This is a genomic window from Nocardioides litoris (assembly GCF_006346315.1).
GTDB classification, from domain to species: domain Bacteria; phylum Actinomycetota; class Actinomycetes; order Propionibacteriales; family Nocardioidaceae; genus Nocardioides; species Nocardioides litoris.
In genome coordinates, this window is the sequence record NZ_VDMR01000002.1 from 304,594 (window position 1) to 330,019 (window position 25,426).

Annotated in this window: 18 protein-coding genes; 8 read left to right on the forward strand and 10 right to left on the reverse strand. The window is 73.9% G+C overall.

The window, feature by feature from the left end; translation table 11 throughout:
* Positions 1-101: 101 nt before the first annotated feature.
* The 5 genes from rplI to FJQ57_RS09610 form a co-directional block, all read right to left on the reverse strand.
* Positions 102-548, reverse strand: a complete 447-nt coding sequence (gene rplI, locus FJQ57_RS09590; RefSeq protein ID WP_139979634.1) for a 50S ribosomal protein L9 — start codon at positions 546-548, stop codon at positions 102-104.
* 14 nt (positions 549-562) lie between these two features.
* Positions 563-799, reverse strand: a complete 237-nt coding sequence (gene rpsR, locus FJQ57_RS09595) for a 30S ribosomal protein S18 (RefSeq protein ID WP_139979636.1) — start codon at positions 797-799, stop codon at positions 563-565.
* Positions 800-908: 109 nt separating this feature from the next.
* Positions 909-1,478: a single-stranded DNA-binding protein gene (locus tag FJQ57_RS09600; RefSeq protein ID WP_139979638.1), complete on the reverse strand. Its 570-nt coding sequence runs from the start codon at positions 1,476-1,478 to the stop codon at positions 909-911.
* A 148-nt stretch (positions 1,479-1,626) separates the two neighbouring features.
* The gene (rpsF, locus tag FJQ57_RS09605; RefSeq protein WP_139979640.1) at positions 1,627-1,917 is read right to left on the reverse strand and encodes a 30S ribosomal protein S6; all 291 of its coding nucleotides are present in this window, start codon (positions 1,915-1,917) and stop codon (positions 1,627-1,629) included.
* A gap of 168 nt (positions 1,918-2,085) precedes the next feature.
* Positions 2,086-4,239: an FHA domain-containing protein gene (locus FJQ57_RS09610; RefSeq protein WP_170219356.1), complete on the reverse strand. Its 2,154-nt coding sequence runs from the start codon at positions 4,237-4,239 to the stop codon at positions 2,086-2,088.
* Positions 4,240-4,418: 179 nt separating this feature from the next.
* Between FJQ57_RS09610 and FJQ57_RS09615 the strand changes: the two genes are divergently transcribed.
* Genes FJQ57_RS09615 through FJQ57_RS09625 form a run of 3 tightly spaced genes read left to right on the forward strand, consistent with a single transcriptional unit; the run spans position 4,419 to position 7,443 of the window.
* Entirely contained in the window at positions 4,419-5,225 is an 807-nt protein-coding gene (locus FJQ57_RS09615; protein ID WP_139979643.1) for a deoxyribonuclease IV, read from the forward strand.
* A gap of 9 nt (positions 5,226-5,234) precedes the next feature.
* On the forward strand, positions 5,235-6,389 hold the full coding sequence (locus tag FJQ57_RS09620) for a lipid II:glycine glycyltransferase FemX (RefSeq protein ID WP_139979645.1): 1,155 nt from the start codon (positions 5,235-5,237) through the stop codon (positions 6,387-6,389).
* 4 nt (positions 6,390-6,393) lie between these two features.
* On the forward strand, positions 6,394-7,443 hold the full coding sequence (locus FJQ57_RS09625; protein WP_139979647.1) for an alanine racemase: 1,050 nt from the start codon (positions 6,394-6,396) through the stop codon (positions 7,441-7,443).
* On the opposite strand, the gene FJQ57_RS09630 is transcribed toward FJQ57_RS09625, so the two are convergent.
* Both FJQ57_RS09630 and FJQ57_RS09635 read right to left on the reverse strand, forming a co-directional pair.
* Entirely contained in the window at positions 7,404-8,855 is a 1,452-nt protein-coding gene (locus tag FJQ57_RS09630; RefSeq protein WP_170219357.1) for a glycosyltransferase 87 family protein, read from the reverse strand. The genes FJQ57_RS09625 and FJQ57_RS09630 overlap by 40 nt on opposite strands.
* Positions 8,852-11,215 (reverse strand): transglycosylase domain-containing protein, encoded by a 2,364-nt coding sequence (locus FJQ57_RS09635; RefSeq protein ID WP_170219358.1) that lies wholly within the window; start codon positions 11,213-11,215, stop codon positions 8,852-8,854. Before FJQ57_RS09635 ends, FJQ57_RS09630 begins: the two co-directional genes overlap by 4 nt.
* A gap of 235 nt (positions 11,216-11,450) precedes the next feature.
* On the opposite strand from FJQ57_RS09635, the gene FJQ57_RS09640 reads away from it, so the two are divergent.
* Complete coding sequence (locus FJQ57_RS09640; protein ID WP_139979653.1) at positions 11,451-12,026, forward strand: PadR family transcriptional regulator; 576 nt, start codon at positions 11,451-11,453, stop codon at positions 12,024-12,026.
* Between the two features lie 140 nt (positions 12,027-12,166).
* Positions 12,167-13,252 (forward strand): inositol-3-phosphate synthase, encoded by a 1,086-nt coding sequence (locus tag FJQ57_RS09645; protein ID WP_139979655.1) that lies wholly within the window; start codon positions 12,167-12,169, stop codon positions 13,250-13,252.
* A gap of 86 nt (positions 13,253-13,338) precedes the next feature.
* Here FJQ57_RS09645 and FJQ57_RS09650 read toward each other — a convergent pair whose 3' ends face one another.
* Positions 13,339-14,376, reverse strand: a complete 1,038-nt coding sequence (locus FJQ57_RS09650) for a MerR family transcriptional regulator (protein WP_139979657.1) — start codon at positions 14,374-14,376, stop codon at positions 13,339-13,341.
* A gap of 275 nt (positions 14,377-14,651) precedes the next feature.
* On the opposite strand from FJQ57_RS09650, the gene FJQ57_RS09655 reads away from it, so the two are divergent.
* Positions 14,652-18,923, forward strand: a complete 4,272-nt coding sequence (locus FJQ57_RS09655) for a PKD domain-containing protein (RefSeq protein ID WP_139979659.1) — start codon at positions 14,652-14,654, stop codon at positions 18,921-18,923.
* An 84-nt stretch (positions 18,924-19,007) separates the two neighbouring features.
* On the opposite strand, the gene FJQ57_RS09660 is transcribed toward FJQ57_RS09655, so the two are convergent.
* Positions 19,008-19,505 (reverse strand): SRPBCC family protein, encoded by a 498-nt coding sequence (locus tag FJQ57_RS09660; RefSeq protein ID WP_139979661.1) that lies wholly within the window; start codon positions 19,503-19,505, stop codon positions 19,008-19,010.
* Between the two features lie 151 nt (positions 19,506-19,656).
* Positions 19,657-21,108, reverse strand: coding sequence for a CCA tRNA nucleotidyltransferase (locus tag FJQ57_RS09665; RefSeq protein ID WP_139979663.1), 1,452 nt, complete (start codon positions 21,106-21,108; stop codon positions 19,657-19,659).
* A 55-nt stretch (positions 21,109-21,163) separates the two neighbouring features.
* Here FJQ57_RS09665 and FJQ57_RS09670 point away from each other — a divergent pair, with 55 nt between their 5' ends.
* Together FJQ57_RS09670 and murJ are read left to right on the forward strand one after the other, a co-directional pair.
* Positions 21,164-23,542: a DUF6049 family protein gene (locus FJQ57_RS09670; RefSeq protein WP_139979665.1), complete on the forward strand. Its 2,379-nt coding sequence runs from the start codon at positions 21,164-21,166 to the stop codon at positions 23,540-23,542.
* Positions 23,543-23,628: 86 nt separating this feature from the next.
* Positions 23,629-25,392 (forward strand): murein biosynthesis integral membrane protein MurJ, encoded by a 1,764-nt coding sequence (gene murJ / locus FJQ57_RS09675; protein WP_246081717.1) that lies wholly within the window; start codon positions 23,629-23,631, stop codon positions 25,390-25,392.
* The last annotated feature ends 34 nt before the right edge of the window (positions 25,393-25,426 follow it).

Consider the following 25,426-nt stretch of genomic DNA (forward strand, 5'->3'; position numbering starts at 1 on the left):
TCGCACGGGCCCCCAGGACCCTGACCGACCCCCGGATGCACGACGGCCGCCCGCCGGGAGGACCCGGGGGCGGCCGTGGTGAGCCGTGCTGGACGTGTGCGTCAGGCGGGGATCACGTTGAGGGCGACCGTGGCGGCGACCTCGTCGTGCAGCTTGACGGTCACGGTGTGGTTGCCGAGCGACTTGATCGGCTGCGGCACGACGATGGTGCGCTTGTCGACCGACTCACCGGCGGCGTCGGCGAGGGCGCCGGCGATGTCGGTGATGGTGACGGTGCCGAACAGGCGGCCGGACTCACCGGCGCGGACCTTGACGTCGACCGAGGTGCCCTCGAGCTTGCCCTTGAGCTGCTGGGCGTGGTCGAGGTCGCGCACCGAGCGGCTGGCCCGGGCGGCCTTGATCGAGTCGACCTGCTTCTGGCCGCCGCGGGTCCAGCGGACCGCGACGTTGCGGGGGATGAGGTAGTTGCGGCCGTAGCCGTCCTTGACCTCGACGACGTCGCCCGGCGAACCGAGGCCGTCGACCTCCTGGGTGAGGATGAGCTTCATCTCGTCGTCCCCTCTCAGCGACCGGTGGAGGTGTAGGGCAGCAGGGCGACCTCGCGGGCGTTCTTCACCGCGATGGCGACGTCGCGCTGGTGCTGCACGCAGTTGCCGGTGACACGCCGGGCGCGGATCTTGCCGCGGTCGGAGATGAACTTGCGGAGGAGGGTGGCGTCCTTGTAGTCGACGCCGGTCGCCTTCTCCTTGCAGAACTGGCAAACCTTCTTCTTCGGCTTGCGCACGACTGCCTTGGCCATGGTGGTGCTCCCTTTCATCGAAGCCCGACGCGAGGTCGGCATGGGTAGGTGATGTGCGAGTGGTGCAGGTGGACCTGGTGGATCCGGTGGAACGGGTGGTGCTGGTCGATCAGAACGGGGGCTCGTCGGAGCCGCCCGGGGTGGCCCACGGGTCGTTGGCCGCCGGTCGTCCGCCGCCACCGCCCTGCTGGGGCGCCGGGGTGGCCCACGGGTCGTCGGCCTGCTGGCCGCCGCCCCCGCCACCGCCGGAGTAGCCCCCGCCGCCGCCCGAGCTGCCACCGCCGGAGTAGCCGCCGCCCCCGCCGCCGCCACCGCGGCCGGCGCGGACGACCTTGGCGGTCGCGAAGCGGAGCGAGGGGCCGATCTCGTCGACGTCGACCTCGAAGGAGGTCCGCTTGTTGCCCTCGCGGTCCTCCCAGGTGCGGGCCCGCATGCGGCCGTTGACGATCACCCGGGCGCCCTTCTGGAGCGACTCGGCGACGTTCTCCGCCGCCTGGCGCCAGATGGAGCAGCGCAGGAACATCGCCTCGCCGTCCTCCCACTCGTTGGTCTGCTTGTTCAGCGTCCGCGGGGTGGAGGCGACAGTGAAGTTGGCCACCGCCGCACCGGACGGCGTGAACCGCAGCTCCGGGTCGTCGGTCAGGTTGCCGACCACGGTGATGATGGTCTCGCCGGCCATGTGGGTCTCCTAGGGGTACGTCGTGCGGGGGTCCGCCGGGTGTCGGGGCCCATGGTGGCGCGAGCCACCGACACTCCGGTAGGGCCGACGGCGTCGTCCACAGGGGGCGACGCCGTCACGGCCCGGGCGGGCCGGGTCGGCCCGGCGCTCAGTGAGCGTCGGGACGCAGCACCTTGGTGCGGAGGATCGACTCGTTCAGGCCGAGCTGGCGGTCGAACTCCTTGACCGTGTCGGGCTGGGCCTGCAGCGAGATCACCGCGTAGATGCCTTCGGCGTTCTTCTTGATCTCGTAGGCGAGACGGCGCCGACCCCAGACGTCGACGTTGTCGACGGTGCCGCCGTCCTTGCGGATGACGTTGAGGTACTTGTCGAGCGACGGGGCGACCGTTCGCTCCTCGAGACTCGGGTCGAGGATGACCATCACTTCATAGGAACGCACAGCGGTCTCCACCTCCTCTGGACTAGAGCGGCCACGGTCTCTCCGTGGCAGGAGGGCTGTACAACGTCCGGCCGGTGACGCCCGTCGGTGGGCGCGCGACGCGGACAGGAGAGGTTAGCAGCGGCCGACGGCGCCGCCCCAATCCGGCGGCGGCTCGGGAGCGCGGGCTCAGCCGGCCTGGATGACGACGGGGTTGACCGCGCCGACCTGGCCGTCCTGGCCGAGGGAGAACACCGCGGTCACGTTGGGGACCTCCTGCTCGAGCAGCAGCGGCGCGGACAGGCAGATGGCGTCGGCCGTGCCGTCCCACGTCTCCGACAACGAGTCGAGGCGGGTGCCGTCCTCGAGGAAGAAGTCGACGGTGATCGGCAGGCCCTGGGGCAGGCCCTCGGCGGTGAACTCCGCCGCGAGCGTGTCACCGGGCGCGACGCCGGACAGCTGGGCCGGGGACGCCTCGCTGCTGGTGCCCTCGCAGCTGCCGGCGTCCTCGGCGCGCACCCACCCGTTGGAGGTCACGGTCGCCTCCGGCGGCAGGCCCGGGTCGTCGGGCAGGGAGTCGAGGTACGGCGAGACGTAGTCGGGGTCGCCGCCCTGCTCGGCGATCTCGAGCACGTCGCCGGCCAGGTTGACCGGCACGATGAGCGCCGAGCCCTGGGTGATGGAGCCGGCGGAGTCGGAGGCAGCGGTGATGACGCGGGTGTTGAGGCCGATGATCTCGCCGGCCTCGTTGATCGAGGCCCCGCCGGAGTTGCCCGAGCCCAGGCGCACGTCGCTGTCGATCGCGGCCCGCTCGATGCCGGCGGCGTCGTCGGCCTGGAACGTCGACACGACGCCCTCGGTGACGGTGAGCGGCCGGTCGCCCTGGGCCTGCACGTTGCCGATGGCGGGGTAGCCGAGGGCGACGATCCGGTCGCCGGTGCGCAGGTCGTCGCTGTCGCCGAGCGGGAGCGGCTGCGGCAGCTCGAGGTCGGCGGTGTCGACCGGGTTGCCCTCGAGGTCCGCGTCGATCTGCAGCACCGCGATGTCGAGGTAGCCGTCGGAGACGATCGGGGTCGCCCGGTAGGCGGCGGTCGCCGGGGCGTCGTCGTCCTCCGAGGGCAGCGAGACCTCGAGGTAGGACGGGTCCTCCTGCGAGGAGCCCTGGCCCGGCGCGTCGGGGTCGCCGACGTGGGCGTTGGTGAGGATGAGGCCGTCCTCGCTCACGACCGACCCGGAGCCCGACCACATGACCTGGCCGGACTCGTCGACGGCCTGCAGCAGCACCGAGGCGCGCTTGGCGCGGTCGAGCGCGGCCCGGCGCTCCTCCTCGGTGCCGACGGGCTGGGTGCCGCCGGTGGGGTCGGGGCCGGCCACGGGGCCCGGGTCGTCGTCGCGCACCACCGCCACGACGCCGAGGACGACGCCGGTGGTGGCGACCAGGGCGAGCACGGCGGCGCCGACGAGCAGCAGGGTGCGGCGGCGCCTGCGCTTCTGCAGGCCGGCCGCGGCCTGGCCCGCGGCGACGACCGGGACGACCTCGAGGTCGAAGCCCGCCGTCGGGTGGCCCAGGCTGATCTCGGTCGGCTCCTCGATCTTGAACGCCTGGCGCCGCTCGCCGTCGACGAACGTGCCGGACGTGGACCGGTCGACCCACCACCAGCCGTCGGGCCGCGGCTCGATGACTGCGTGCAGCCGGGAGACGGCCTGGTCGTCGGCGTGCACCTCGAGGGAGGCGTCGCGGCCCACCCGCACCGGGACGCCACCGGGGAAGCGCAGGTCGGTGCCGCCCGAGCGGCGGCGCACGAGGAGGCCCGGGCCGCCCGGCCCGAGCAGCCCACCGGCACCCGTCACGATCGTCTGGTCCCGGTCCGGCACGGGACCGCCCGGGCCACCGGGACCCATCGGGGCGTACGCCGGCTGGAAGGCCGGCGGGGCGCCGTACGAGCTCTGCGGGGCGGGCGCGGGGGCGGGGGGCTTCTGCACCGGCGCCGTGCCCGGAGGTCCGTACGCCGCCGGGGCGGCCGGCGGGTTGGAGGCGGTGCCGGTGCCGACGGTGACACGGAGGGTGAAGGAGCGGCCCTGGTCGCCGAAGCCGAGCGTGACGCTCCCCGAGAGCGTGGCCCGGTCGACGCGGCGCCCGTCGACCCACGTGCCGAGGGAGCTGCCGAGGTCGACGACCTCCCAGCCGTCACCGAGCGGCCGGACCTCGGCGTGCCGGCGGGACACGGTGGGGTCGAGGGCGGGGATGTCGGAGGACTCGTCGCGGCCGATCCGGAACGTGCGGCCGTCGCTGCTCGCGGCGGTCCAGGTGCGGTCGACGGACTGGATGCGGATGGTGCTCACAAGGCTCTCCCCGGGGGGTGGCGGGTCGTACGGGCTCCCGGGCCGGCGGGGTCCGCTGGACGAATCGTAGGGACCCTCCCCGCCGCCGCGACGGGTCAACCCACCTCCACCCCACCACCGCGGCGGTCCGCTCGGTCCACCCCGGAGAGCTGTCGGTGGCGATCCCTAGGGTGGCGGGCATGAGCGAGCAGTCGACATTCGCGATCGGGGCCCACGTCGAGCAGACCGACCCCGTCGCCGAGGCGCAGGCCCGGCGGGCCCCGCTGGTGCAGTTCTTCCTCGGCGACCCGCAGGGCTACAAGGGCCCCGAGGTGCGTCACCCGGGCGGCGCCGAGGGCCTGCGCGCGGCGGCCGAGGCGGCCGGCGTCGACCTCTACGTCCACGCGCCCTACATCGTCAACGTCGCCACGACCAACAACCGGATCCGCATCCCCAGCCGCAAGCTGCTCCAGCAGCACGTCGACGCGGCGGCCGAGGTCGGGGCCAAGGGACTCATCGTCCACGGCGGCCACGTCGGCAAGAGCGACGACCCGGAGAAGGGCTTCGACAACTGGCGCAAGGCCATCGAGGCGACCGACCTCAAGCTGCCCCTGCTCATCGAGAACACCGCCGGCGGCGACAACGCCATGACCCGCTACCTCGAGCGCATCGGCCGGGTCTGGGACGCCATCGGCTCCGCCGAGCAGGCCGACATGGTCGGGTTCTGCCTCGACACCTGCCACGCCCACGCCGGCGGCAACGCGCTCGAGACGGTCGTCGACGACGTCCGCGCGATCACGGGCCGCATCGACCTCGTGCACTGCAACGACAGCCGCGACGAGTTCGACTCCGGCGCCGACCGGCACGCCAACTTCGGGGCGGGCAAGATCGACCCCGACCTGCTGGCCGCGGTCGTGCGCGACGCCGGCGCGCCGGTGGTCTGCGAGACGCCCGGCGGCGCGACGGAGCACGTGGCCGACTTCGCCTGGCTGCGCGAGCGGCTCTAACGTGACGACGTGAGCTACGACGTCCGCGTGACCTCTGCCGAGGACCACCTCGCGTTCGTGGCCGGCCTCCGCTCCGCCAGCTTCCTGCAGACCCCCGCGTGGGGTGCGGTGAAGGCGGAGTGGCGCCACGAGTCGCTGGGCTGGTTCGACGGCGGCACCCAGGTCGGGGCCGCGCTCGTCCTCTACCGCCAGCTGCCCAAGGTCAAGCGCTACCTGGCCTACCTGCCCGAGGGTCCGCTGCTGCCGTGGGACACCGCCGACCTCGGCGCGCTGCTCGAGCCGCTCGCCCGCCACCTCAAGGCCCAGGGCGCCTTCGGGGTGCGCATCGGGCCGCCCGTGGTGACCCGCCGCTGGGACGCCGCCGCCATCAAGGCCGGCCTGGCCGACCCCGCCGTACGCCGCCTCGACGACGTCGCGCCCACCGAGCGCGACCCGGCCGGGGCTCGGGTGGTCAGCCGGCTGCACGAGCTCGGCTGGCGGCCGCAGGCCGTCGAGGGCGGGTTCGCCGCCGGCCAGCCCCGCCACGTCTTCCAGGTCCCGCTGCGCCACCCCGACGGCTCCGCCCGCAGCGAGGACGAGGTGCTGGCGGGCATGAACCAGCTGTGGCGCCGCAACATCAAGAAGGCGGCCAAAGCGGGCGTCGAGGTCACCAGCCTCCCCGGTGCCGAGGCCGTGACCGAGGCGGGTGCTCCCGCGCTCGAGGCCTTCCACGCGCTCTACGTCCACACCGCCGAGCGCGACCGCTTCACCCCGCGCCCGCTCGGCTACTTCCGCACGATGCTCACCGCGCTCGGCGCCGAGGCGCCCGAGCGGATCCGGCTGTGGAACGCCCACCACGAGGGCGACCTGGTCGCCACCACCATCGCGGTCCGGGTGGGCGGCCACGCCTGGTACTCCTACGGCGCCTCCTCCACCGACAAGCGCGAGGTCCGCGGGTCCAACGCGGTGCAGTGGGCGATGCTGCGCGATGCGATCGCCGCGGGCGCCGACGTCTACGACCTGCGCGGCATCACCGAGACCCTCGACGCCGACGACGGCCACGCCGGGCTCATCCAGTTCAAGGTCGGCACCGGCGGCGAGGCCGTCGAGCTCGCCGGCGAGTGGGACCTCCCCCTCAGCAAGGCCCTCTACAAGGCCTTCACCGTCTACATGGGCAGGAGGTGACGTCGTGGGCCTGACCCTGACCGTCGACGGTCCCCGCTGGCGCGACCACCTCCGCGCCTACGCCGACGCCCACCCCGGCCTGGTGCCGGTGGTCAAGGGCAACGGCTACGGCCTCACCCCCGGCCGGCTCGCCCGGCGCAGCCAGTGGCTCGGCGTCGACACCATCGCCGTCGGCACCTACGAGGAGCTGCCCGAGGTCGCCACCCGCTTCGACGGCTCGCTGCTGGTGCTGACGCCGTGGCGGTCGTTCGTGCCCGACCTCGACCCCGCCCTCGCGGCCCGGGTGGTGCACACCGTCGGCCGGGTCGAGGACCTCGAGGCGCTGCTGGCCCGCCACCCCGGCGCCCGGGTGGTGCTGGAGCTGCTCACCTCGATGCAGCGCCACGGGTTCTCCGCCCGCGGCCTGTGGGACGCCGCCGAGCCCGTACGCCGCCTGCGGCCGCGCGTGGAGGGCCTGGCCCTGCACCTGCCGCTGGCCCAGGGCTCCCACCTCGGCGAGGTGCGCCGGCGCATCAACGACGCGGTCGGCTCGGGCATCGACGGGCTCGACACGGTGTGGGTCAGCCACCTGACCGACGACGAGCTCGAGCAGCTGCGGACGTCCTTCCCCGACTTCACCGTGCGGCCGCGCTCCGGCACCGGCCTGTGGCTGGGCGACCGCGGCGCGCTGCGGGTGACCGCGACCGTGCTCGACGTGCACGAGGTCGCCCGCGGTGACGCGTTCGGCTACCGGTCGCGCACCGCGCCCAAGGACGGTCACCTGCTCGTGGTCAGCGGCGGCACCGCCCACGGCATCGGCCTGGAGGCGCCCACGGGCGACTCCTCCCTCCGCTCGCGCGCGGCCACGCTGGCCCGGGGCGGCCTCGACGCCGTCGGGTTCGTGCGCTCGCCGTTCTCCATCGACGGCAAGCAGCGGCTCTTCGCCGAGCCGCCCCACATGCAGGCCTCGATGCTCTTCCTGCCGGCCGGCGCACGGGTGCCGGCCGTCGGCGAGGAGGTCGACGTGCGGGTGCGCTACACCACCACGCGCGTCGACCGCGTCGAGGTGACCTGAGCCGGCAGGCCCTCGGTCGCCCGCACCACGTCGCGGCGCGGTGACCACACCGTCCGCGCGACCGCGGCGACCAGCCAGAGCGTGCCGAGGAGGTGCACCGCGATCGCGAGCCAGTAGAAGCCGGCCGAGCCGCCGCTGCCGGGCGAGAGCAGCCCGCCGCGCCACCACCAGAGCAACGCGAGGTAGGCCGCCTCGCAGGCCTGCCACACCAGCAGGTCACGCCAGCGCGGGTGGGCCAGGGCCGCCAGAGGCAGCAGCCACAGCGCCTGCTCGGGCTCGTAGGTCGGGCCGAGGACGAGCACCCCGGCCACGAGCAGCAGCGCGACCTGGCTGAGCCGCGGCCGCTCGGGCGCGAGGAGCACCAGGGCGAGGACGCCCGCCCACCACGACCCGACCAGGCCCCACGCCAGCCCCCGCACGAGGGCCTGGTCGAGACCGGCGACGTCGTCCAGCACGAACCACAGCGACCCCTGGTCGGCGGTGCGCCGCCAGGCCGCGGTCCAGAACACCTCCCACTGCGCCCGACCGCTGACGAAGGCCGGCGCGTTGGCCAGCGCCCACACCCCGACCGCGGTGACCAGGGGCGGCAGGAGCAGGGCCGGTCGACGGTCGCGCAGGCACAGCAGGGCGTACGCCGCCAGCACCAGCACCGGCCACACGCCGGCCGCGGCGCCGAGACCCACGAGCACCCCGGCCACGACCAGGCGGTTGCGCGACCACGCCCACAGCGCCCCGGCGACCGCGACGACCGGGAGCAGGTCGAAGGAGACGAACCCGGCGAGCGCGAGCACGGGGGCGGCGGCGAGCACGGCGGCGTCCCAGGGCCGCCGGCGCCGGGACGCCCACAGCGCCAGGGTGGCCAGCAGCGCCGACCCGGCCAGGCCCACGGCGTTGACCGCGGCGAACACCTGCCGCTCGGCCACCACGTCGGGCTCGCTCGCGAGGTCACCGGGCGCGGCGGCGTACCGGTCCTCGACGTCGGGCGCGCCGGCCAGCAGGTGGGTGGCGCGGGCCGTGGCGTAGGTCCACAGGCCCACGAGGGCGGGCTCCTGGGTGACCGGGTAGCGCTGCCGGGTCTGCGCGTCGCCGCTCCACGGCCACGCCAGCTCGGCCAGGCCCTCGCCGGTCCAGGCGTCGGGGACCTCGGAGACGCAGACGTGGGTGTAGCGGCTCGGGTCGGTCGTCGACCAGTCCTGCCCCGCGCAGGCGGCCTTGGACACCAGCCCCAGGGCGAAGGTCAGCGCGGTCGCGGCGAGCAGGACGCCGAGCACCGTGACCCGTGGCCCACCCCCCGCCGCACGGCCGGCCGGAGGGTGCGCGGGCGGCCCGGCGTGGTCGCCGACGGGCCCGCCGACGACCTCGCTGAGACCCCGGACCACCCCGTCCTCGCGGGTGGGGTGGACGTGGGTCACCCGCGGCGCCCGCTCGCGGTGCCGGACGCCTCGGTGCGGGCGGGACCCTGGGACGGCGACGGGTTGGGGTCGGAGGGCTGCGGGCTCGGCGGCACGCTCGGGAGGGTCGGCTCGGGGCTCGGCGGGGGCGGCGGCGTGGTCGGCGCCGGCGGCTCCTGCGTGGGCTGCTTGGTCGGCTGCTTGGTCGGCTTCCTCGTCGGCTCCTCGCGCGGACCGTCGTCGCGGTCGGGCTCGCGGGTCTGGGCCGGCGGCGGCGGCACGTAGGGCGGGTCGTAGGTGTCGGGTGCCTCGCCGTCGACGAACGCCGGGTCGGGGAACTCCTCGACGTCGGCGCCCTCGAGCTCGCCGTTCATGATCGCGTTGAAGGTGCGGGCGGGGTAGTTGCCGCCGAAGTAGCCGTCGCGGCCCACCTCGGCCGAGTAGGGCAGCCACCCGTCGAGCTTGCCGACGCCGGTGCCGCGGACGTAGACGACCGCGGTGGCCAGCTGCGGGGTGAACCCGGCGAACCAGGACGAGACGACGTCGCCCTCGTCGTTGGTCGCGGTGCCGGTCTTGCCGGCGGTCGGCCGGCCGTCGTCGAGCTGCGCGAGGTCACCGGACCCCCCGGAGACGACCTGCTGCATGGCGTAGGAGACGTCGGAGGCGATGTCGGCGCTGAGCGCCCGCTTCTCGGTGACCTTGTGCTGGTAGAGGACGGTGCCGTTGCGGTCGGTGACCTTGTCGATGACGTAGACGGGGTTGAACACGCCCTCGTTGGCGATCGTGGCGTAGCCCGTGGCCATGTTGACCGGGCTCACGGTCTGCGAGCCGAGCGCGACCCCGGTGTTGGGCTCCAGGCCCCGGGTGTTGTTGGGGATGCCGGTGTTGCGCGGCCGGGCCTTCTCGGGCGGGATGCCCATGGCCTCGGCGGTGTCGATGATCTTCTGCGGGCCGTCGGACATGGAGTCGGTGAGGTCGATGAACGCGGTGTTGATCGAGTCCTGGGTGGCCGCGGTCAAGGTGACCGCGCTGCCGTAGTCACGGTCGCCCTGGTTCTCGAACTCGGTGTCGCCGATCTCGATCGGGGAGTTGCCGTCGAACCGGTCGTCGAGGGAGAAGCCGTCCTTGAGCGCCGCCGCGACCGCGAAGGGCTTGAACGTCGACCCGGCCTGGCCGCCCGCGACCGCCCAGTTGAGCTGCGACTTGAGGTAGTCCTGGCCGCCGTAGAACGCCTTCAGCGCCCCCGTGCCCGGCTGCACCGTGGCGGCACCGACGTGCAGGGCCTGGGGCTTGGTGAAGGTGTCGGTGGCCTCGGTGGGACGGATCTCCTCCACGCCCCGCTCCATGGCCGACATCATCGACTTGTCGATGGTGGTCTCGATGCGCAGGCCGCCGCCGTCGACCTCCTCCTCGGTGAAGCGCTCGCCGGTGTCGGCGTTGGTCAGGCCGAGGACCTGGTCCTTGATGAGGGTGAGCATGTGGCCGCGCTGGCCCCCGTAGGTGCTCTCGGCCGCCTGCTTGGGGAACTTCGGCAACCGCTTGGCCGCCTCGGCCGCCTCGGCGTCGGTGACCTTGCCGGTGGCGGCCATCGAGTCCAAGACGTACTGGTAGCGGCCCTTGAGGGCCTGCCGGGCCTCGCGCCCGTCGGCGGGGTCGAGGTCGTTGGGGTCGTTGAGCACGCTGGCGAGCACCGCCGACTGGCGCAGGTCGAGCTCGGCCACCGGGACCCGGAAGTAGGCCTGGGCGGCGGCCTGCACGCCGTACGCGCCCCGACCGAAGTAGATGGTGTTGAGGTAGCCCGCGAGGACCTCGTCCTTGCTGAACTCGCGCTGGATCTTCAGGGAGAGGATGGCCTCCTTGACCTTGCGCTCGTAGGAGCGCTCCTGGGTCAGGTAGAGGATCTTCACGTACTGCTGGGTGATCGTCGACGCACCCTGGGTCGAGCCGCCCTTGACGTTGTTGAACAGCGCGCGGGCGATGCCCTTGGTGTCGATGCCGTTGTTGGAGTAGAAGCTCTGGTCCTCCGCCGCGACCACCGCCTCCTTGAGCGTGTCGGGCATCTCGCCGAGCGGGATCGAGTCGCGGTTCTGGATCGCGTAGCGCCCGAGCTCGTCCTTCCCGCCGTCGTAGTAGACGATCGAGGCGTTGGTGAGGAACTCGGCGTTGGCCTCGGGGATGTCGACGGACTTGTAGAGCCACACGAAGCCCGCCACGCCGAGCAGCGCCAGCACGACGAAGGCCACGCCGAGCCGCAGGGCCCAGGTGCGCAGCCGCCGGCCGCGGCTCGGGCGCGGTCGCTGGCTCCGCGGGTTCCGGGTCATCCGGCCGCGCAGCCGCTCGGGCGTCGACGGGTCTCCCGCCGCCCTCCGCTTGCCTGCCACTGGTCGCCTCCTCGGTCTCGGGTACAGCCGCGGCCCGGGTGGGTGGCCGGCCTGGTGACCGCGCCTACCACCGAGCCGGCCACGGCACACGACGCCGCGCCGGCCGCACTCGGGCCGCCCCACAGCGTACGGGCGCACCCCGCAACGGCCGAGTCCGCTCGCTCGGCGTCGCTGACCCATCGGGGTGAGATGTCGAGGATTTCTAGTCTGCGGATATATCGCTACGATATGTCGCATGGCACGTCGCGCAGAGTCCATCGAGCTCGCAGTCCTCGGACTGCTGCACGAGGGACCCATGCACGGCTACGAGCTGCGCAAGCGGCTCAACCTGATGCTCGGGTGGAGCCGGGTGCTGTCCTACGGCTCGCTCTACCCGACCCTGAAGAAGATGCTGAAGGGCAACCTCATCGAGGAGCTGCCCCCGGCGCTGACCCCCACGTCGCGGCGACCGAAGATCGTCTACCGGGTGACCCCGGCGGGCACCGCGGAGTTCGAGCGGCTGATGGCCGACATCGGGCCCGCGGCCTGGGAGGACGACAACTTCGGCATCCGCTTCGCCTTCTTCGGTCGCACCGACATGGAGATCCGGCTGCGGGTGCTCGAGGGCCGGCGCAGCCGGCTCCAAGAGCGCCTCGACCGGGTGCAGCGCGAGCTGTCGATGACCGAGAAGGAGGTCGACCGCTACTCCGCGGAGCTGCAGCGCCACGGCGTCGAGTCGGCCGAGCGCGAGGTCCAGTGGCTCTCCGACCTCATCAACGCCGAGCGCAACCGGGCGGCGACGCCGCCACCTGCGACGCCGGGCACCTCCTAGCACGTCGAGGGGGGCCGGCCCGGGCCGTCCCTCCCCGGACGGCCCGACCACCCGCACCATCCACACCATCCACATCCCAAGCCCGCCACGACCGGCGGCACCACGCACCGCTCCCGGTGCAGTTCACTGAGAGGAATCCCATGGGTTCGGTCCGAGTAGCAATCGTGGGCGTCGGCAACTGCGCCTCCTCCCTGGTCCAGGGTGTCCACTACTACCGGGACGCCGACCCGTCGGGCGCCGTGCCGGGCCTGATGCACGTCGCGTTCGGTGAGTACCACGTCAGCGACGTCGAGTTCGTCGCCGCGTTCGACGTCGACGACAAGAAGGTCGGCAAGGACCTCTCGGAGGCCATCAACGCCTCGGAGAACAACACGATCAAGATCGCCGACGTGCCGACCCTCGGCATCGAGGTCCAGCGCGGCCCGACGCTCGACGGCCTCGGCAAGTACTACCGGCAGACCATCGAGGAGTCCGGCCAGGAGCCGGTCGACGTCGTCCAGGTCCTCAAGGACGCCGAGGTCGACGTGATGGTCTCCTACCTCCCGGTGGGCTCGGAGGAGGCCGACAAGTTCTACGCCCAGTGCGCCATCGACGCCGGCGTCGGCTTCGTCAACGCGCTGCCCGTCTTCATCGCCTCCGACCCGGTGTGGGCCAAGAAGTTCGAGGACGCCGGCGTCCCGATCGTCGGCGACGACATCAAGAGCCAGATCGGCGCCACCATCACCCACCGCGTGATGGCCCGCCTGTTCGAGGACCGCGGCGTGACGCTGGACCGCACCTACCAGCTCAACGTCGGCGGCAACATGGACTTCAAGAACATGCTCGAGCGCGAGCGCCTGGAGTCGAAGAAGATCTCCAAGACCCAGGCCGTCACCTCCAACCTCGAGGGCGAGCTGGCCGGCAAGGTCCACGACCGCAACGTCCACATCGGCCCGTCCGACTACGTCCAGTGGCTCGACGACCGCAAGTGGGCCTACGTCCGCCTCGAGGGTCGCGCCTTCGGCGACGTCCCGCTCAACCTGGAGTACAAGCTCGAGGTCTGGGACTCCCCCAACTCGGCCGGCATCATCATCGACGCCCTGCGCGCCTGCAAGATCGCCAAGGACCGCGGCATCGGCGGCCCGATCATCAGCGCCTCGTCCTACCTGATGAAGTCCCCGCCGGTGCAGCTGCCCGACGACGAGGGCCGCCGCCGCGTCGAGGCCTTCATCGCCGGCGACGAGTGACCTCCTCGCACTGACGCACCACCGCTGACGGGCGGGCACCCCACCGGGGTGCCCGCCCGTCTCGCGTCGGTGGGGTCGGCGCGGGCTCAGTGCAGGTCGGCGACCACGCAGGCGTGGTTGTCCGGCTCCCCCGCGGCCCGTACGGCGCCCGCGACCGCGCGCACGACCTCGGCCGGCGTGCCCGTGGTGACCAGGTCGGTGAGCACGGCGGGCTCGAGCACGCCGTGGACGCCGTCGGTGGTCAGCACGAGCCGGTCGCCCGGCTGCAGGGCGTGCACCGCGAGGTCGGGGGCGGCAGGCCGGTCGCCGGCGACGGCCCGGTGGAGCACGACCCGACGGTCGTCGAGGCGGGCCTCCTCGGGCGTGAGCCGACCCTCGTCGACGAGGGTCTGGACCACGGTGTGGTCACGCGTGAGCCGCTCGAGACGGCCGGCACGCACCAGGTGGGCGCGGGAGTCGCCGACGTGGACGAGCAGGGCCTGGTCGCCGCTGACCACGGCGGCGGTGACGGTGGTCGCCGCGCCGGGCCGGTCGGCGTACCGCTCGGCGACGAGGATGGCGGCCCGGGTGACGGAGGCGTCGAGCGCGTCGAGGGTGTCGCCCGCGAGGGCGGCGAGCACGTCGGCGGCCACGCCGGGGGCGTCACCGACGCCGTCGGCGACGGCGAGGACGCCGCCCTCGGTGCGCACGGCGTCGCACGCGTGCTCGCGGCCACCCCGCTCGACGTAGGACGCGACGTCGACGGCCAGGGACGTGGGACGGGTGGTGGGTGGGGTCGGTGCGGTCATGGGTTCCTCCCGGTGCAGGTCGTGCACGAGGGACGCGACGAGCGCGCGGGTCGCGACCAGGTCGGCCTCGGCCTGCCGCCACCACGACACCAGCGCGGCGGCCGCGGCCGGGCGCGACCGCCCGGCCAGGTCGGCGACCACCCGGATCCGGGCGAGCGGCATCCCGGCGAGCCGGAGCCGCGCGACCAGCCGAGCCCGGTCGAGCTGGGACTCGGCGTACCAGCGGTAGCCGGTGACGGGGTCGACCTCGGCCGGCGGCAGCAGCCCCGACTCGTCGTACAGGCGCAGGGCCTTGGGGCTCAGCCCGGTGGCCCGGGCGGCGTCGCCGATCGACATCAACCTCGTGCGTCCCACGCCCCGCGACCCCCTCGTGGCCGGCGGCCTGTCCGCCGGCGGTCCCGACCGTGGCGCCTGCCCCTGGGTCAAGGTCAAGCGGTGGTCCGGACGGGCCATGCCCGCCTGGCCCCATCATGTCCCCCCCGGGTATGCCGGTCGGGCCAGATCGGCGTGCAGGAACCGTGAAGCCGGGTCCGAGCCCGTGACCCGGTGGCAAATCTCGTCGTTGCCCAGCCTGTCCGGCCGCCATCCGCGGCCCTCAGCCGGAGGACGACATGTCACCGCTTCCCACCACCCGGCGTGCCCGCGCCGTGACGGTCACCGCCGTCACGCTGCTCGGGCTGGCCGTCGCACCGCTCGCCGTCGCACCGACGGCGGGGGCCGCCTCCGCGGCCACCTCGCTGGCCCGGGGTGCCCTCGGCCAGGCCGCCTCGGCGCCTCGCACCGTCCCGGGCCAGCTCGCGGTCGACTTCGACCCCCTCGACCGGACGACGAAGGCCGGCCAGCCCTTCGTCGCCTCCGGCACGGTCCGCGCGGCCGACGCCGCCGCCGGCGACCGGGGCGTGGCCTCGCGCTTCCGTCTCGCGCTCGTCGACGCCACCGGCGCCGAGCTGGCCGGCCAGGACGTCACCACCGACGACACCGGGTCCTTCCGCACCGCCGTCCCCGCCGCGGCCACCCGCGGTGCCGACGCGGCCGCGGTGACCACCCTCGCGCTGCGCGCCCTCGACGTGCGTGCGCTCACCGGCGGACCCACCACGACCGACGCCGGCGCCGGGGCCGTGCCGCTCGCGGCCGCCGCCACCGGCCTGGCCCTGCAGAACTCCTTCGTCTCCTCCGTCGGCTGGGTCAAGCCCGGGGAGGAGTACCCCTCGACCATCACCGTCACCAACACCGGCACGACGCCGGTGGCGGCGGTCACGGTCGCCGTCGCCGCCCCGCCGAAGGGCTCGACGATCGAGAAGGCCACGCCCTCGGCCGGCACGGCCGCGGTCGCCAGCGGCGGCCAGGCCGTCACCTGGGAGCTCCCGGCCGTGCCCGCGGCCAACGCCGCGACCGGCGCCCCCGGCCAGGCCACGCTGGTGCTGGAGAGCCGGGCCGCCACCACGACCCAGGACGACGAGGTGGTCTGGCGCGACCTGTCGACGACGGCGACCCTGTCGGCAGCGGGCCAGGACGTCCCCGCGGCCGTCGCGCACGGCCCCAAGGTCATCCCGCCGAGCAGCGTCTACGACACCGCCCGGTACGGCGACCGGCCCTTCCCGATCGTCCCGGTGCAGTACACCGACCGCGCCTACCAGGCCAACCACACCGGCGAGGCCCTCGCGGCGAAGATCAACTCCCGCGAGGAGGGCGCCGGCTCGACGTACAACCTGTTCCAGGAGATGTCGCTCGGCCAGCTCTACCCCGAGGGCACCGTGCCCTCGGCCGGCAAGGCCACGGCCGACTTCACCTACGGTCCCGGCTTCGACCTGCAGAAGACGGTGCTGGGCCAGACCTGCACCGGTGTCACCGTCTCCGACCTGCCGATCGACGTGAAGGGCACCCCGCTCTACCCCGCCCGCATCACCAACGGGATCTACAACCTGCCGGGCCAGACCCAGTTCTACGGCGCTGACTCCAACGGCTCGGCGGTCATCGGCTCGCTGGCCGGCGTCGGCGCGCTGCAGAACATCGACTCCGGCTGCGGCCCGACCGGCAAGCTCGTCCACGACGCGGCCGCGCTGGCCGACCCCGAGGTCGACTACAGCGACTTCGACACCGACAAGGACGGCGTCGTCGACTTCTTCATGGTCGTCTTCGCCGGGTGCGGCGGCAACGGCGCGAGCCAGCTCGGGGCGTGCAGCGACGCGCAGTCCGACACGCTGCCCTACGACAACATCTGGCCGCACAGCTCCTCGCTCGAGGGTGAGTACACCGACGCCGCGACCGGGCTGCCCGGCTTCGCGACCGACGACCAGCTCAAGGACCTCGAGGGTCGCCCGCTGTGGTGGACCGACACCACCTACACCGAGAAGACCACGACCCCCGGGCCCGACACCCTCAAGGTCTTCGTCCGGGTCGGCCCCTACAACGTCAACCCCGAGACCGCGATCGACAAGGCCTCGGTCATCAGCCACGAGTACGGCCACTCCCTCGGGCTGCCCGACTTCTACTCCACCGGCAGCCGCGAGACCTACGGCGACTGGAACCTGATGGCGACCGACAAGTCGCAGAACATGGACGCCTACGCCCGCCAGGAGCTCGGCTGGGTCGTGCCCCGGGTGCTCCCCGCGGGCCAGGAGACCGTCGTCAAGGACTGGAGGAACTCCAAGCAGGACATCGACCGGATCACCTGGCGGACCCCCGACGGCACGCCCTACACCCTCGTCGAGGGTGCCGACGGCCGCGTGCAGAACTCCGAGATGTACGTCGCCAAGCTGCCCGGCCGCACGCTCCTCGACGCGGCTGCGTTCGACACCGGCGCCAAGGCCAGCGCCGACCACCTGTGGTGGTCGGGCTCGGGCAACGACTTCGGCTGCTCCCCGACCTCCGGGCGCAACTTCGACGTGTCCATCCCCGGCCTGGAGAACCTGCCGGCCGGCACCACGCTCAGCCTCAAGATGAAGTCGCGCTGGGACATCGAGTGGGACTTCGACCACGGGTTCGTGCTCACCACCAGCGACGGCGGCGAGACCTACACCTCGCACGCCTCGCAGGAGGGCTACACGACCTCCAACACCGACCCGCTCGCGGGCAACCCCAACTCCAACGGCTGCCAGGCGACGTACGACAACGGGATCACCGGGACCAGCGGCTCCTACGCCGCCGGCACCGAGGTCACCGACCGCAAGCTGGGCAACACGCCCGCGCCGGTCTTCGTCGCCGACTCCTTCGACATCTCCGACCTGGTCGGCAAGGACAAGGGCACGGTCCGCCTGAGCTACGCCACCGACCCTGGCCTGGCCCGGCCGGGCTGGTTCATCGACGACATGGAGGTCGTCGCGACCACCGGCGGCGTCAGCACGACCCTGTGGAGGAGCGACTTCGAGACGTCCGGCGGGCCGAGCGACACTGCCGTCTTCAACGGCGGGTGCCGCGAGAGCCTGAGCACGGGCGGCCGCTGCACCCTGGGCTGGAAGTACCTCCAGGCCGGCGCCCAGTCCGAGCAGGACCACGCCTACTACCTGGAGATGCGGGACCGGTCCAGCTTCGACTTCGACGGTCGCGGCGAGGCCGACCGCGGGGCGGCCGCGTTCGAGGCCGGCCTCTACCTGGCCTACACCGACGAGGCGCACGGCTACGGCAACGCCGGCACCGACGACCCGCCGGCGCAGTCGCCGATCGACTCCACGCCCACCCCGGGCTCGCAGACGCCGGAGCTCGACGACGCCGCCTTCACCACGGCGGCCGCCCGGTCGAGGTACACCGACGCCACGGCCACGCCGCACGTGGACAACTACACCGACCCGAGCACGACCTCGACGAACTGGGAGTTCGCCTACGACTGCCTGTCGTTCAAGGTCGACCGGCTCGAGGGCACCGACGCAGCCGCGGCGAGCAACCTCACCGGTGACGTGACCTTCAAGCTCGGCACGGGCTGCGGCGCGTTCAACTACGGCGCCGTGCCCGAGACGCCCAAGGCCAACACCAAGCCGACCGCCACGGCCACGGCCACGCCGTCGACCGCGACCGTCGGCCAGCAGGTCACGCTGTCGGCCGCGGGGAGCACCGACAAGGAGACCCCGGGCAACCTGACCTACAGCTGGGACACCGACGGCGACGAGGTCAAGGACGCCGAGGGTGCCGAGGTCACCCGGACCTTCACCAAGGCCGGCACCTACACCGCGACCGTGACGGTCTCCGACGCCGAGGGCCTGACCGACACGGCGAGCACGACCGTGACCGTCACCACCCCGCCCGCCGGCGACACCACCAAGCCGACCATCCGCACCACGGTCCGGCCCACCCCGGTGCTCACCGGCCGCACGTCGACCTTGTCGGCCGCCGGCTCGACCGACGACCGGACGGCGTCGGGCAGGTTGCGGTACTTCTGGGACCGCGTCGGCGAGGGCGGGGCCGTTGACGCCCAGGGCCCGACGCTGCCGCTGCGCTACGCCACGCCGGGCGTCAAGACGGTCACGCTCTACGTCGTCGACGAGGCCGGCAACGTGGCGGTGCGGACCCTCACGGTGCGGGTGCTGCGCCACACCGCCTGCGGCGCCCGGGGCACGACGCGCGTGGGTGACTTCACGGTCGTCCGGTCGCAGGCCGCCATCGGCGGGACCTACTGCCTGACGCGGCGCTCGACCCGCGGCACGGACGCGGTGCGCACCACCGTCCGGGGCGGCTCCGTCGACGTCTACCTCGGCCGGTCGCCGCGTGGCGGCACGGGCGCGATCTACGTCGACGGCCGCAAGGTCCGCTCGATCTCGTTCGAGGGTGGCTCCCGGCTGACCCTGGACAACCCGGTCCGCCTGCGGGGCCTCGGCTCCGGCACCCACCGGATCGAGGTCCGGCGCCTGCGGGGCCAGGCCGCGGTCGGGGGGTTCGTCACCTACCAGTGACCGGTGCGTAGGACCACGACGGCCGGGGCTCCACCCAGGAGCTCCGGCCGTCGTCGTACGCCGTCGTGAGTCGGGGGTCGGGGGTCAGGCGCGGACCGCCGCCTCGGCCTCGGCCTTGATCCGGTCGAGCGTCTCGCGCATCCCCCGCTCCAGGCGCCGGGTGAAGCCCTCGACGCCGCCGAGGACGGTCTTGGTGAGCACGATCGAGAGGGTGGAGATGCCGTCGGGCAGCTCGCGGCGCTGGGTGACGGTGGTGCCGCCGCGGCCGTTGTCGGCGAGCTCGAAGGACCAGATGGTGCGGTTCTCGGCGATCCGGAAGGCGAAGTCGCGGTGCGGCTCGAACCGGACGACCTTGCCCTTGGTCGGCCAGAACAGCGGGCCCTGGCGGTTGAGGTTGCTGAACCTCGCGCCCCGCCGGACCGTGCCTCCCTTGACCGTCGAGCGCACGACCTGCGGGCTCCACGACGCCATCCGGGGGATGTCGCTCACCAGCGCCCACACCTGGGCCGGCGGCGCGTCGACGTCGATGCTGGCCTCGAGCTCCTCGTAGGGGTGGTCCTGGGTCTTGGCGCTCTCGCTCATGCGCGCAGACGCTACTGAACGATGTTCAACAGCGCCGTGACCGGCGCCACAGCGCTGGCCGCCCCGCGTGGGCCGTGGGGCAAGTGGGGCTCATGGGACGATCCGCGCCCCTGGGCCGGCCCGCGGCGGACGGCGCCCAGTCGGACGGCGCTCAGGCGGACCGCTCGGCCCACCAGGCGAGCAGGGCGGCACGGGCGGCGTCCTCGTCGAGGGGGCCCCGGTCGAGGCGCAGCTCGAGGAGGAACTGGTAGGCCTGGCCGACCTCCCGGCCCGGGCCGATGCCGAGCGTCTGCATGATCTGGTTGCCGTCGAGGTCGGGCCGGATCGAGGCCAGCTCCTCCTCCTCGGCGAGCCGGGCGATGCGGGACTCGAGGTCGTCGTAGGTGCGGCGCAGGCGGTCGGCCTTGCGCCGGTTGCGGGTGGTGCAGTCGGCGCGGGTGAGCACGTGCAGCCGCTCGAGCTGGTCGCCCGCGTCACGCACGTAGCGCCGCACGGCGGAGTCGGTCCACTCGCCGTCGCCGTACCCGTGGAAGCGCAGGTGCAGCTCGACGAGCCGGCTCACCGCGTCGACCTCGTCGTTGCTGAAGCGCAGGGCCCGCATCCGCTTGGTCGTCAGCTTGGCGCCGACGACGTCGTGGTGGTGGAAGGTCACGGTGCCGTCGTCGAGGAGCCGGCGGGTGCGGGGCTTGCCGACGTCGTGGAGCAGCGCGGCCAGCCGCGAGACCAGGTCGGGGCCACCGCCGAGCCGGTCCTCCAGGTCGATGGCCTGCTCGAGGACGGTGAGCGTGTGCTCGTAGACGTCCTTGTGCCGGTGGTGCTCGTCGCGCTCCAGACGCAGGGCCGGCAGCTCGGGCAGCACGCGCTCGGCCAGGCCGGTGTCGACGAGGAGCGTCAGCCCGAGCCGCGGGTACGGCGCGCACAGCAGCTTGACCAGCTCGTCACGGACCCGCTCGGCGCTGATGATGTCGATGCGCTCGGCCATCGCGGTCATCGCCGCCACGACCTCCGGCGCGACGGTGAACCCGAGCTGGGCCGCGAAGCGGGCCGCGCGCATCATCCGCAGCGGGTCGTCGCCGAAGGAGTCCTCGGGGCGCCCGGGCGTGCGGAGCACCCGGTGGGCGAGGTCGACCACGCCGCCCCAGGGGTCCTCGAAGGCGCGCCCGGGCAGCGAGACCGCCATCGCGTTGACGGTGAAGTCGCGTCGGCCGAGGTCGCCGGCCAGGCTGTCGCCGTACTCCACGGTCGGGTTGCGCGAGGACGGGTCGTAGGTCTCGGAGCGGTAGGTCGTCACCTCGACCTGCCAGTCCCCCTTGCGGGCGCCGATGGTGCCGAAGTCGCGGCCCATGTCCCACAGCGCGTCGCCCCAGCCCTTGAGCAGCCGCTCGGTCTCGTCGGGCCGGGCGGAGGTGGTGAGGTCGAGGTCGTGGTGGGAGCGACCGAGCATCGCGTCGCGCACCGGCCCGCCGACCAGGTGCAGCTCGTGGCCGGCGTCGGCGAAGACGGCGCCGAGGCCGTCGATCACGGGGGCGAGGCGGTCGAGCTCGGCGCCCACCCGGCGCTGCACCTCGACGATCGAGAGCGGCTCGGGGGTGCGGTCGGACACTCGGGCGAGTCTAGGGACGCACGGACCACACGGGCGACCCGGATACCCTCGGCGGGTGGTCGGACCCCGGAAGCACGCGCGCGCCCTCGCGGCCGCGTGCGGTGTCCTCGGGCTCGCGCTCCTCGGCTCCGCACCCGCCCCGACCGCGGGCGCCGCCGGTCCGGTGCCCTCGGCGCCCTCGGCGCCCTCGCCGGAGCCGGGTGACGGGTTCGGCACGGTCGACCCCGGGGTGCCGGACGGCGGGTCGCAGACCACGCCCGACCCGGAGGACGCGGAGCCCGACCCCCTCGCCGTCACCATCGACGACCTCTCACCGGGCTCGCTGCCCGCGTCCGGCCCGATCCGGGTCACCGGCACCGTCACCAACCGCACCGACGAGGACTGGTCGAGCATCCGGCTCTTCGCCCTCGTCGGCGACGGCTCCGACTTCGCGCCGCTGCGCTCCCCCGACGAGCTGGCCGCGGCGGCCGACACCGAGCCCGACGACCTCGTCGGCTACCGCAAGACCGAGGTCGGCTCGCCCGGCGAGGTCGAGCTGCTGCCCGCCGGGGCCACCGCGCGCTACTCCATCGAGCTGCCGGCGGAGTCGGTCGTCACGACCACTCCCGGCTCCTACTGGTTCGGTGTCCACGCCCTGGGGTCGAGCGCGTCGGAGCCCGACGACGGCAACGCGGTCGGCCGCGCCCGCACCTTCCTGCCCTGGGTGCCGCGCCGCTACGACGACACCCCGCTGCCCACGGCCGTGGTGCTGCCGCTCACCCAGCCCGTCCGGTACGCCGCCGACGGCTCGGTCGACGACGTGGCGACGTGGACCCGCGTGCTCGGCCCCACCGGTCGGCTCACCCGCCTCCTCGAGCTCGGTGCGGCGAGCCCCGCCCCGCTGACCTGGGTCGTCGACCCGGCGGTCGTCGACGCCGTCGCGCACCTCGCGCGCGGCAACCGCGGCCGCGACCTCGGACCCACCGGCAGCGGCACCGGCACCCCCGGCCCCGACGAGACGGGGTCGCCGTCCGAGGGGGCCCCCGATGCCGGTGACGAGGCCGGTGACGAGGCCGGCGACGGGGCTGGCGACGGTGACGCGGAGGCGCCGGGCGAGGGCGCCGGCGAACCGCAGGAGGAGTCGGCCGTGGCCGCCTCGGCCTGGCTCGACCGGCTCCGCCAGGTGCTGCCGGGCAACCAGGTGCTCACCCTGCCCTACGGCAACGTCGACGTCCCGGCGCTGCTCGAGCACCAGCCGCGGCTCCTCGAGCTCGCGCTGGCCCAGCGCAGCGCGGTCCTCGGCGACATCACGCCGACCGAGCCGGTGATGACCTCCCCCAGCGGCTACCTCGACGCCGCCGCCATCCGGGCCGCCTCGCCCGAGACCCGCCTGCTCGTCACCGACCGGATGCTCGGGCCCGACGCCCCGGCCGTCGTCGACGCCGACGGGCACCGGGTCGACGTGACCTCCTCGGGCGTGGCCGACGGCGGGCCCGGCCCCGGCGCTCCCCTGACGTCCGTCGCGATCCGCCAGCGCTTCCTGGCCGAGGCCGCCGTCCGCGCCATCGACCCCGACCGCCCGCCCCTGGTCGCGGTCCTGCCGGTGGGGTGGTCGCTGGCCGACCCCGGCACCTTCTGGGCCGCCCTCGACGTGCCGTGGCTCGACCTCGGCACCCTCGCCGAGGCCGAGGCGGCGAGCACCCCCGGCGCCCAGCCGGTCGCCGTCGACCCCGACGACCTCACCTACACCGAGACCCAGGAGGCCCTGCAGCTCGACGAGCCGCTCGTCGACGAGGTCGACGGGCTCGTCCGGGCCGGCGACACCCTGCAGAACCTCCTCGTCGACAACACCGGCATCGGCGGCACCATCACCGAGGAGGCCCTGACCGGGCTGTCCTACGCCGTGCGCAAGACCCAGGGCTACGGCCGCCTCGTCACCGACCGCTCCCGCCGCTGGGTCGACGAGCGGCTGGCCGACGTCACGGTGACCTCCTCGCCCGGCATCACGCTCGCCGGCGAGACCGGCTCCTTCCAGGCCACCTTGACCAACGACCTCGACCAGCGGGTCACCGTCGGGGTGCGCGCGGTCTCCGACGACGGGATCACCTTCACCGTGCCCGAACCCGTCGTGCTGGCCCCGGGCTCGCGCCAGTCGATCCGCATCGGCGCGCGCACGACGTCCAACACCGTCCACCGCGTCCGCCTCGAGGCGGTCGCCGTCGACGGCACCCCGCTCGGGTCCACCGACGACCTGCCGGTCCGCTCGACGCAGGTCAGCGGGGTCATCTGGCTGATCCTCGGCACCGGTGGCGGCCTGCTGTTCCTGGCCATCGCCGTGCGGCTGGTCCGCCGGGTCCAGGCCGCGCGTCGCGGCGAGGCCGGCGCCGGGCGACGTACGACGGCGGGCGCGGGCGGGTCCGCGGCCGAGGGTCGACCCTCGTTCGAGGCCGGATGAGCCCGGGCAAGCACGCGGCGCCCCACCCCGGGCCCGCGGAACCGCTGCCACCCGCCCAGCCCACGCACCGGGCGCCCGGTGCGCCGGTGGGGCCGACCGGACCCGAGGCCGCCGCCGACCCGGCCGACCCGACCACGCCCGCCGACCCGCTCGCCACGGCCGAGGTCCCGACGGTGGCCGGCCCCGACTCCGATCCCGACCGCGCCGCGGCCGACGAGCAGCGCTCGGTGCTCACCAGCAGCGCGGTGATGGCCGCGGGCACGGTGGTCTCCCGGATGAGCGGGTTCGTGCGCTCGGCGCTGCTGGCGGCCGCGCTCGGCGCGACCCTGCACGCCGACATCTTCACGATCGCCAACACCGTGCCCAACATGCTCTACATCCTGCTGGCGGGCGGCGTCTTCAACGCCGTGCTCGTGCCGCAGCTGGTGCGGGCGATGGCGCAGGACCCCGACGGCGGCGAGGCCTACACCAACCGGGTCGTCACGCTGGCCGCGCTGTTCCTGGGCCTGGTCACGGTGGCCCTGGTGGTCTTCGCGCCGCAGCTGATGTCGCTCTACCTCAGCGACCGGTGGGACGAGCCCGACCGGGCCCGGCACCTCGCCTCGATCGTCGACTTCGCCCGGCTGTGCCTGCCGCAGGTCTTCTTCTACGGCATGTTCGTGCTCGTCGGTCAGATCCTGAACTCCCGCGGCCGCTTCGGCCCGATGATGTGGGCGCCGATCGCCAACAACGTGATCTCCGTCGGCGTGCTCGTCGTCTACCTCACCACGTTCGGCCCCGCCCGCGGCGCCGAGACCGACGGGCCGTTCAGCAGCGGCCAGGAGCTGCTCCTCGGCCTCGGCTCGACCGTCGGCATCGCGGCCCAGCTGCTGATCCTGGTGCCCTACCTGCGTGCGGCGGGCTTCACCTTCCGGCCACGCTTCGACTTCCGCGGCACCGGCCTGGGCCACACCCTGCGCCTGGGCATCTGGACCGTGCTGTTCGTCGTGGTCAACCAGGTCGCCTACACCGTCGTGGTCGCGCTGGCCTCGGGCGGCACGGCCGACGGCGGGGGCGACGGCACCGGCTACACCGTCTACGCCTCGACGTTCCTCATCGTGATGGTGCCGCACTCGGTCATCACGGTCTCCCTCGCGACCGCGATCCTGCCCCAGCTGTCCCGGCACGCCTCGGCGGGCGACACGACCCGCCTCGCCTCGACCCTGGGCTCGGCGCTGCGCACCGCGCTCGCCGTGGTCGTGCCGTTCGCCGCGGTCCTGCCGCTGGCCGCCCACGACCTGGCCCGCGTCATCTGGGGGTACGGCGCCGCGGCGGCCGACTACGACAACTACGTCGCCTCGCTGTCGCTGTTCGGGCCCGGCCTGGTCGTGTTCACCGTCCACTACCTCGTGCTGCGCGGCTTCTACGCCCTCGAGCGCACCCGCACCGTCTTCTTCGTCCAGTGCGCCGTCGCGGCCACCAACATCACCGCCGCCCTGGTGCTGGTGCGGCGCGCCGACGCCGCCGGCACCTCCCCCGCCCTCGTGCTCGCCTACGCGTCGTCGTACGCCGTGGGCGCGGCCATCTCCTACGCGGTGCTGTCGCGCCGACTCGGCGGCCTCGGCGGCGCCGGCCTGCTGGGCTACCTCGCGCGGCTCGCCCTCGCCGTGGGCCTGACCGCCGCGGCGGCCGCCGGCGCCGGGGTCGGCCTGCGCGCCCTCGGCGACGACGACACCCTGCTGCTCTCGCTGGTGCGCGCCGCGGGCGTCGTGGGGGTCGCGGGGGTCGTCTTCCTCGTCGCGGCCCGGCTCGTCCGGCTGCAGGAGGTCACCGACGTGGTCCGCACCGTCACCCGCCGCCTCGGACGCTAGCCGAGTCCGGCGAGGGGCCAGCACGGGGCGACCG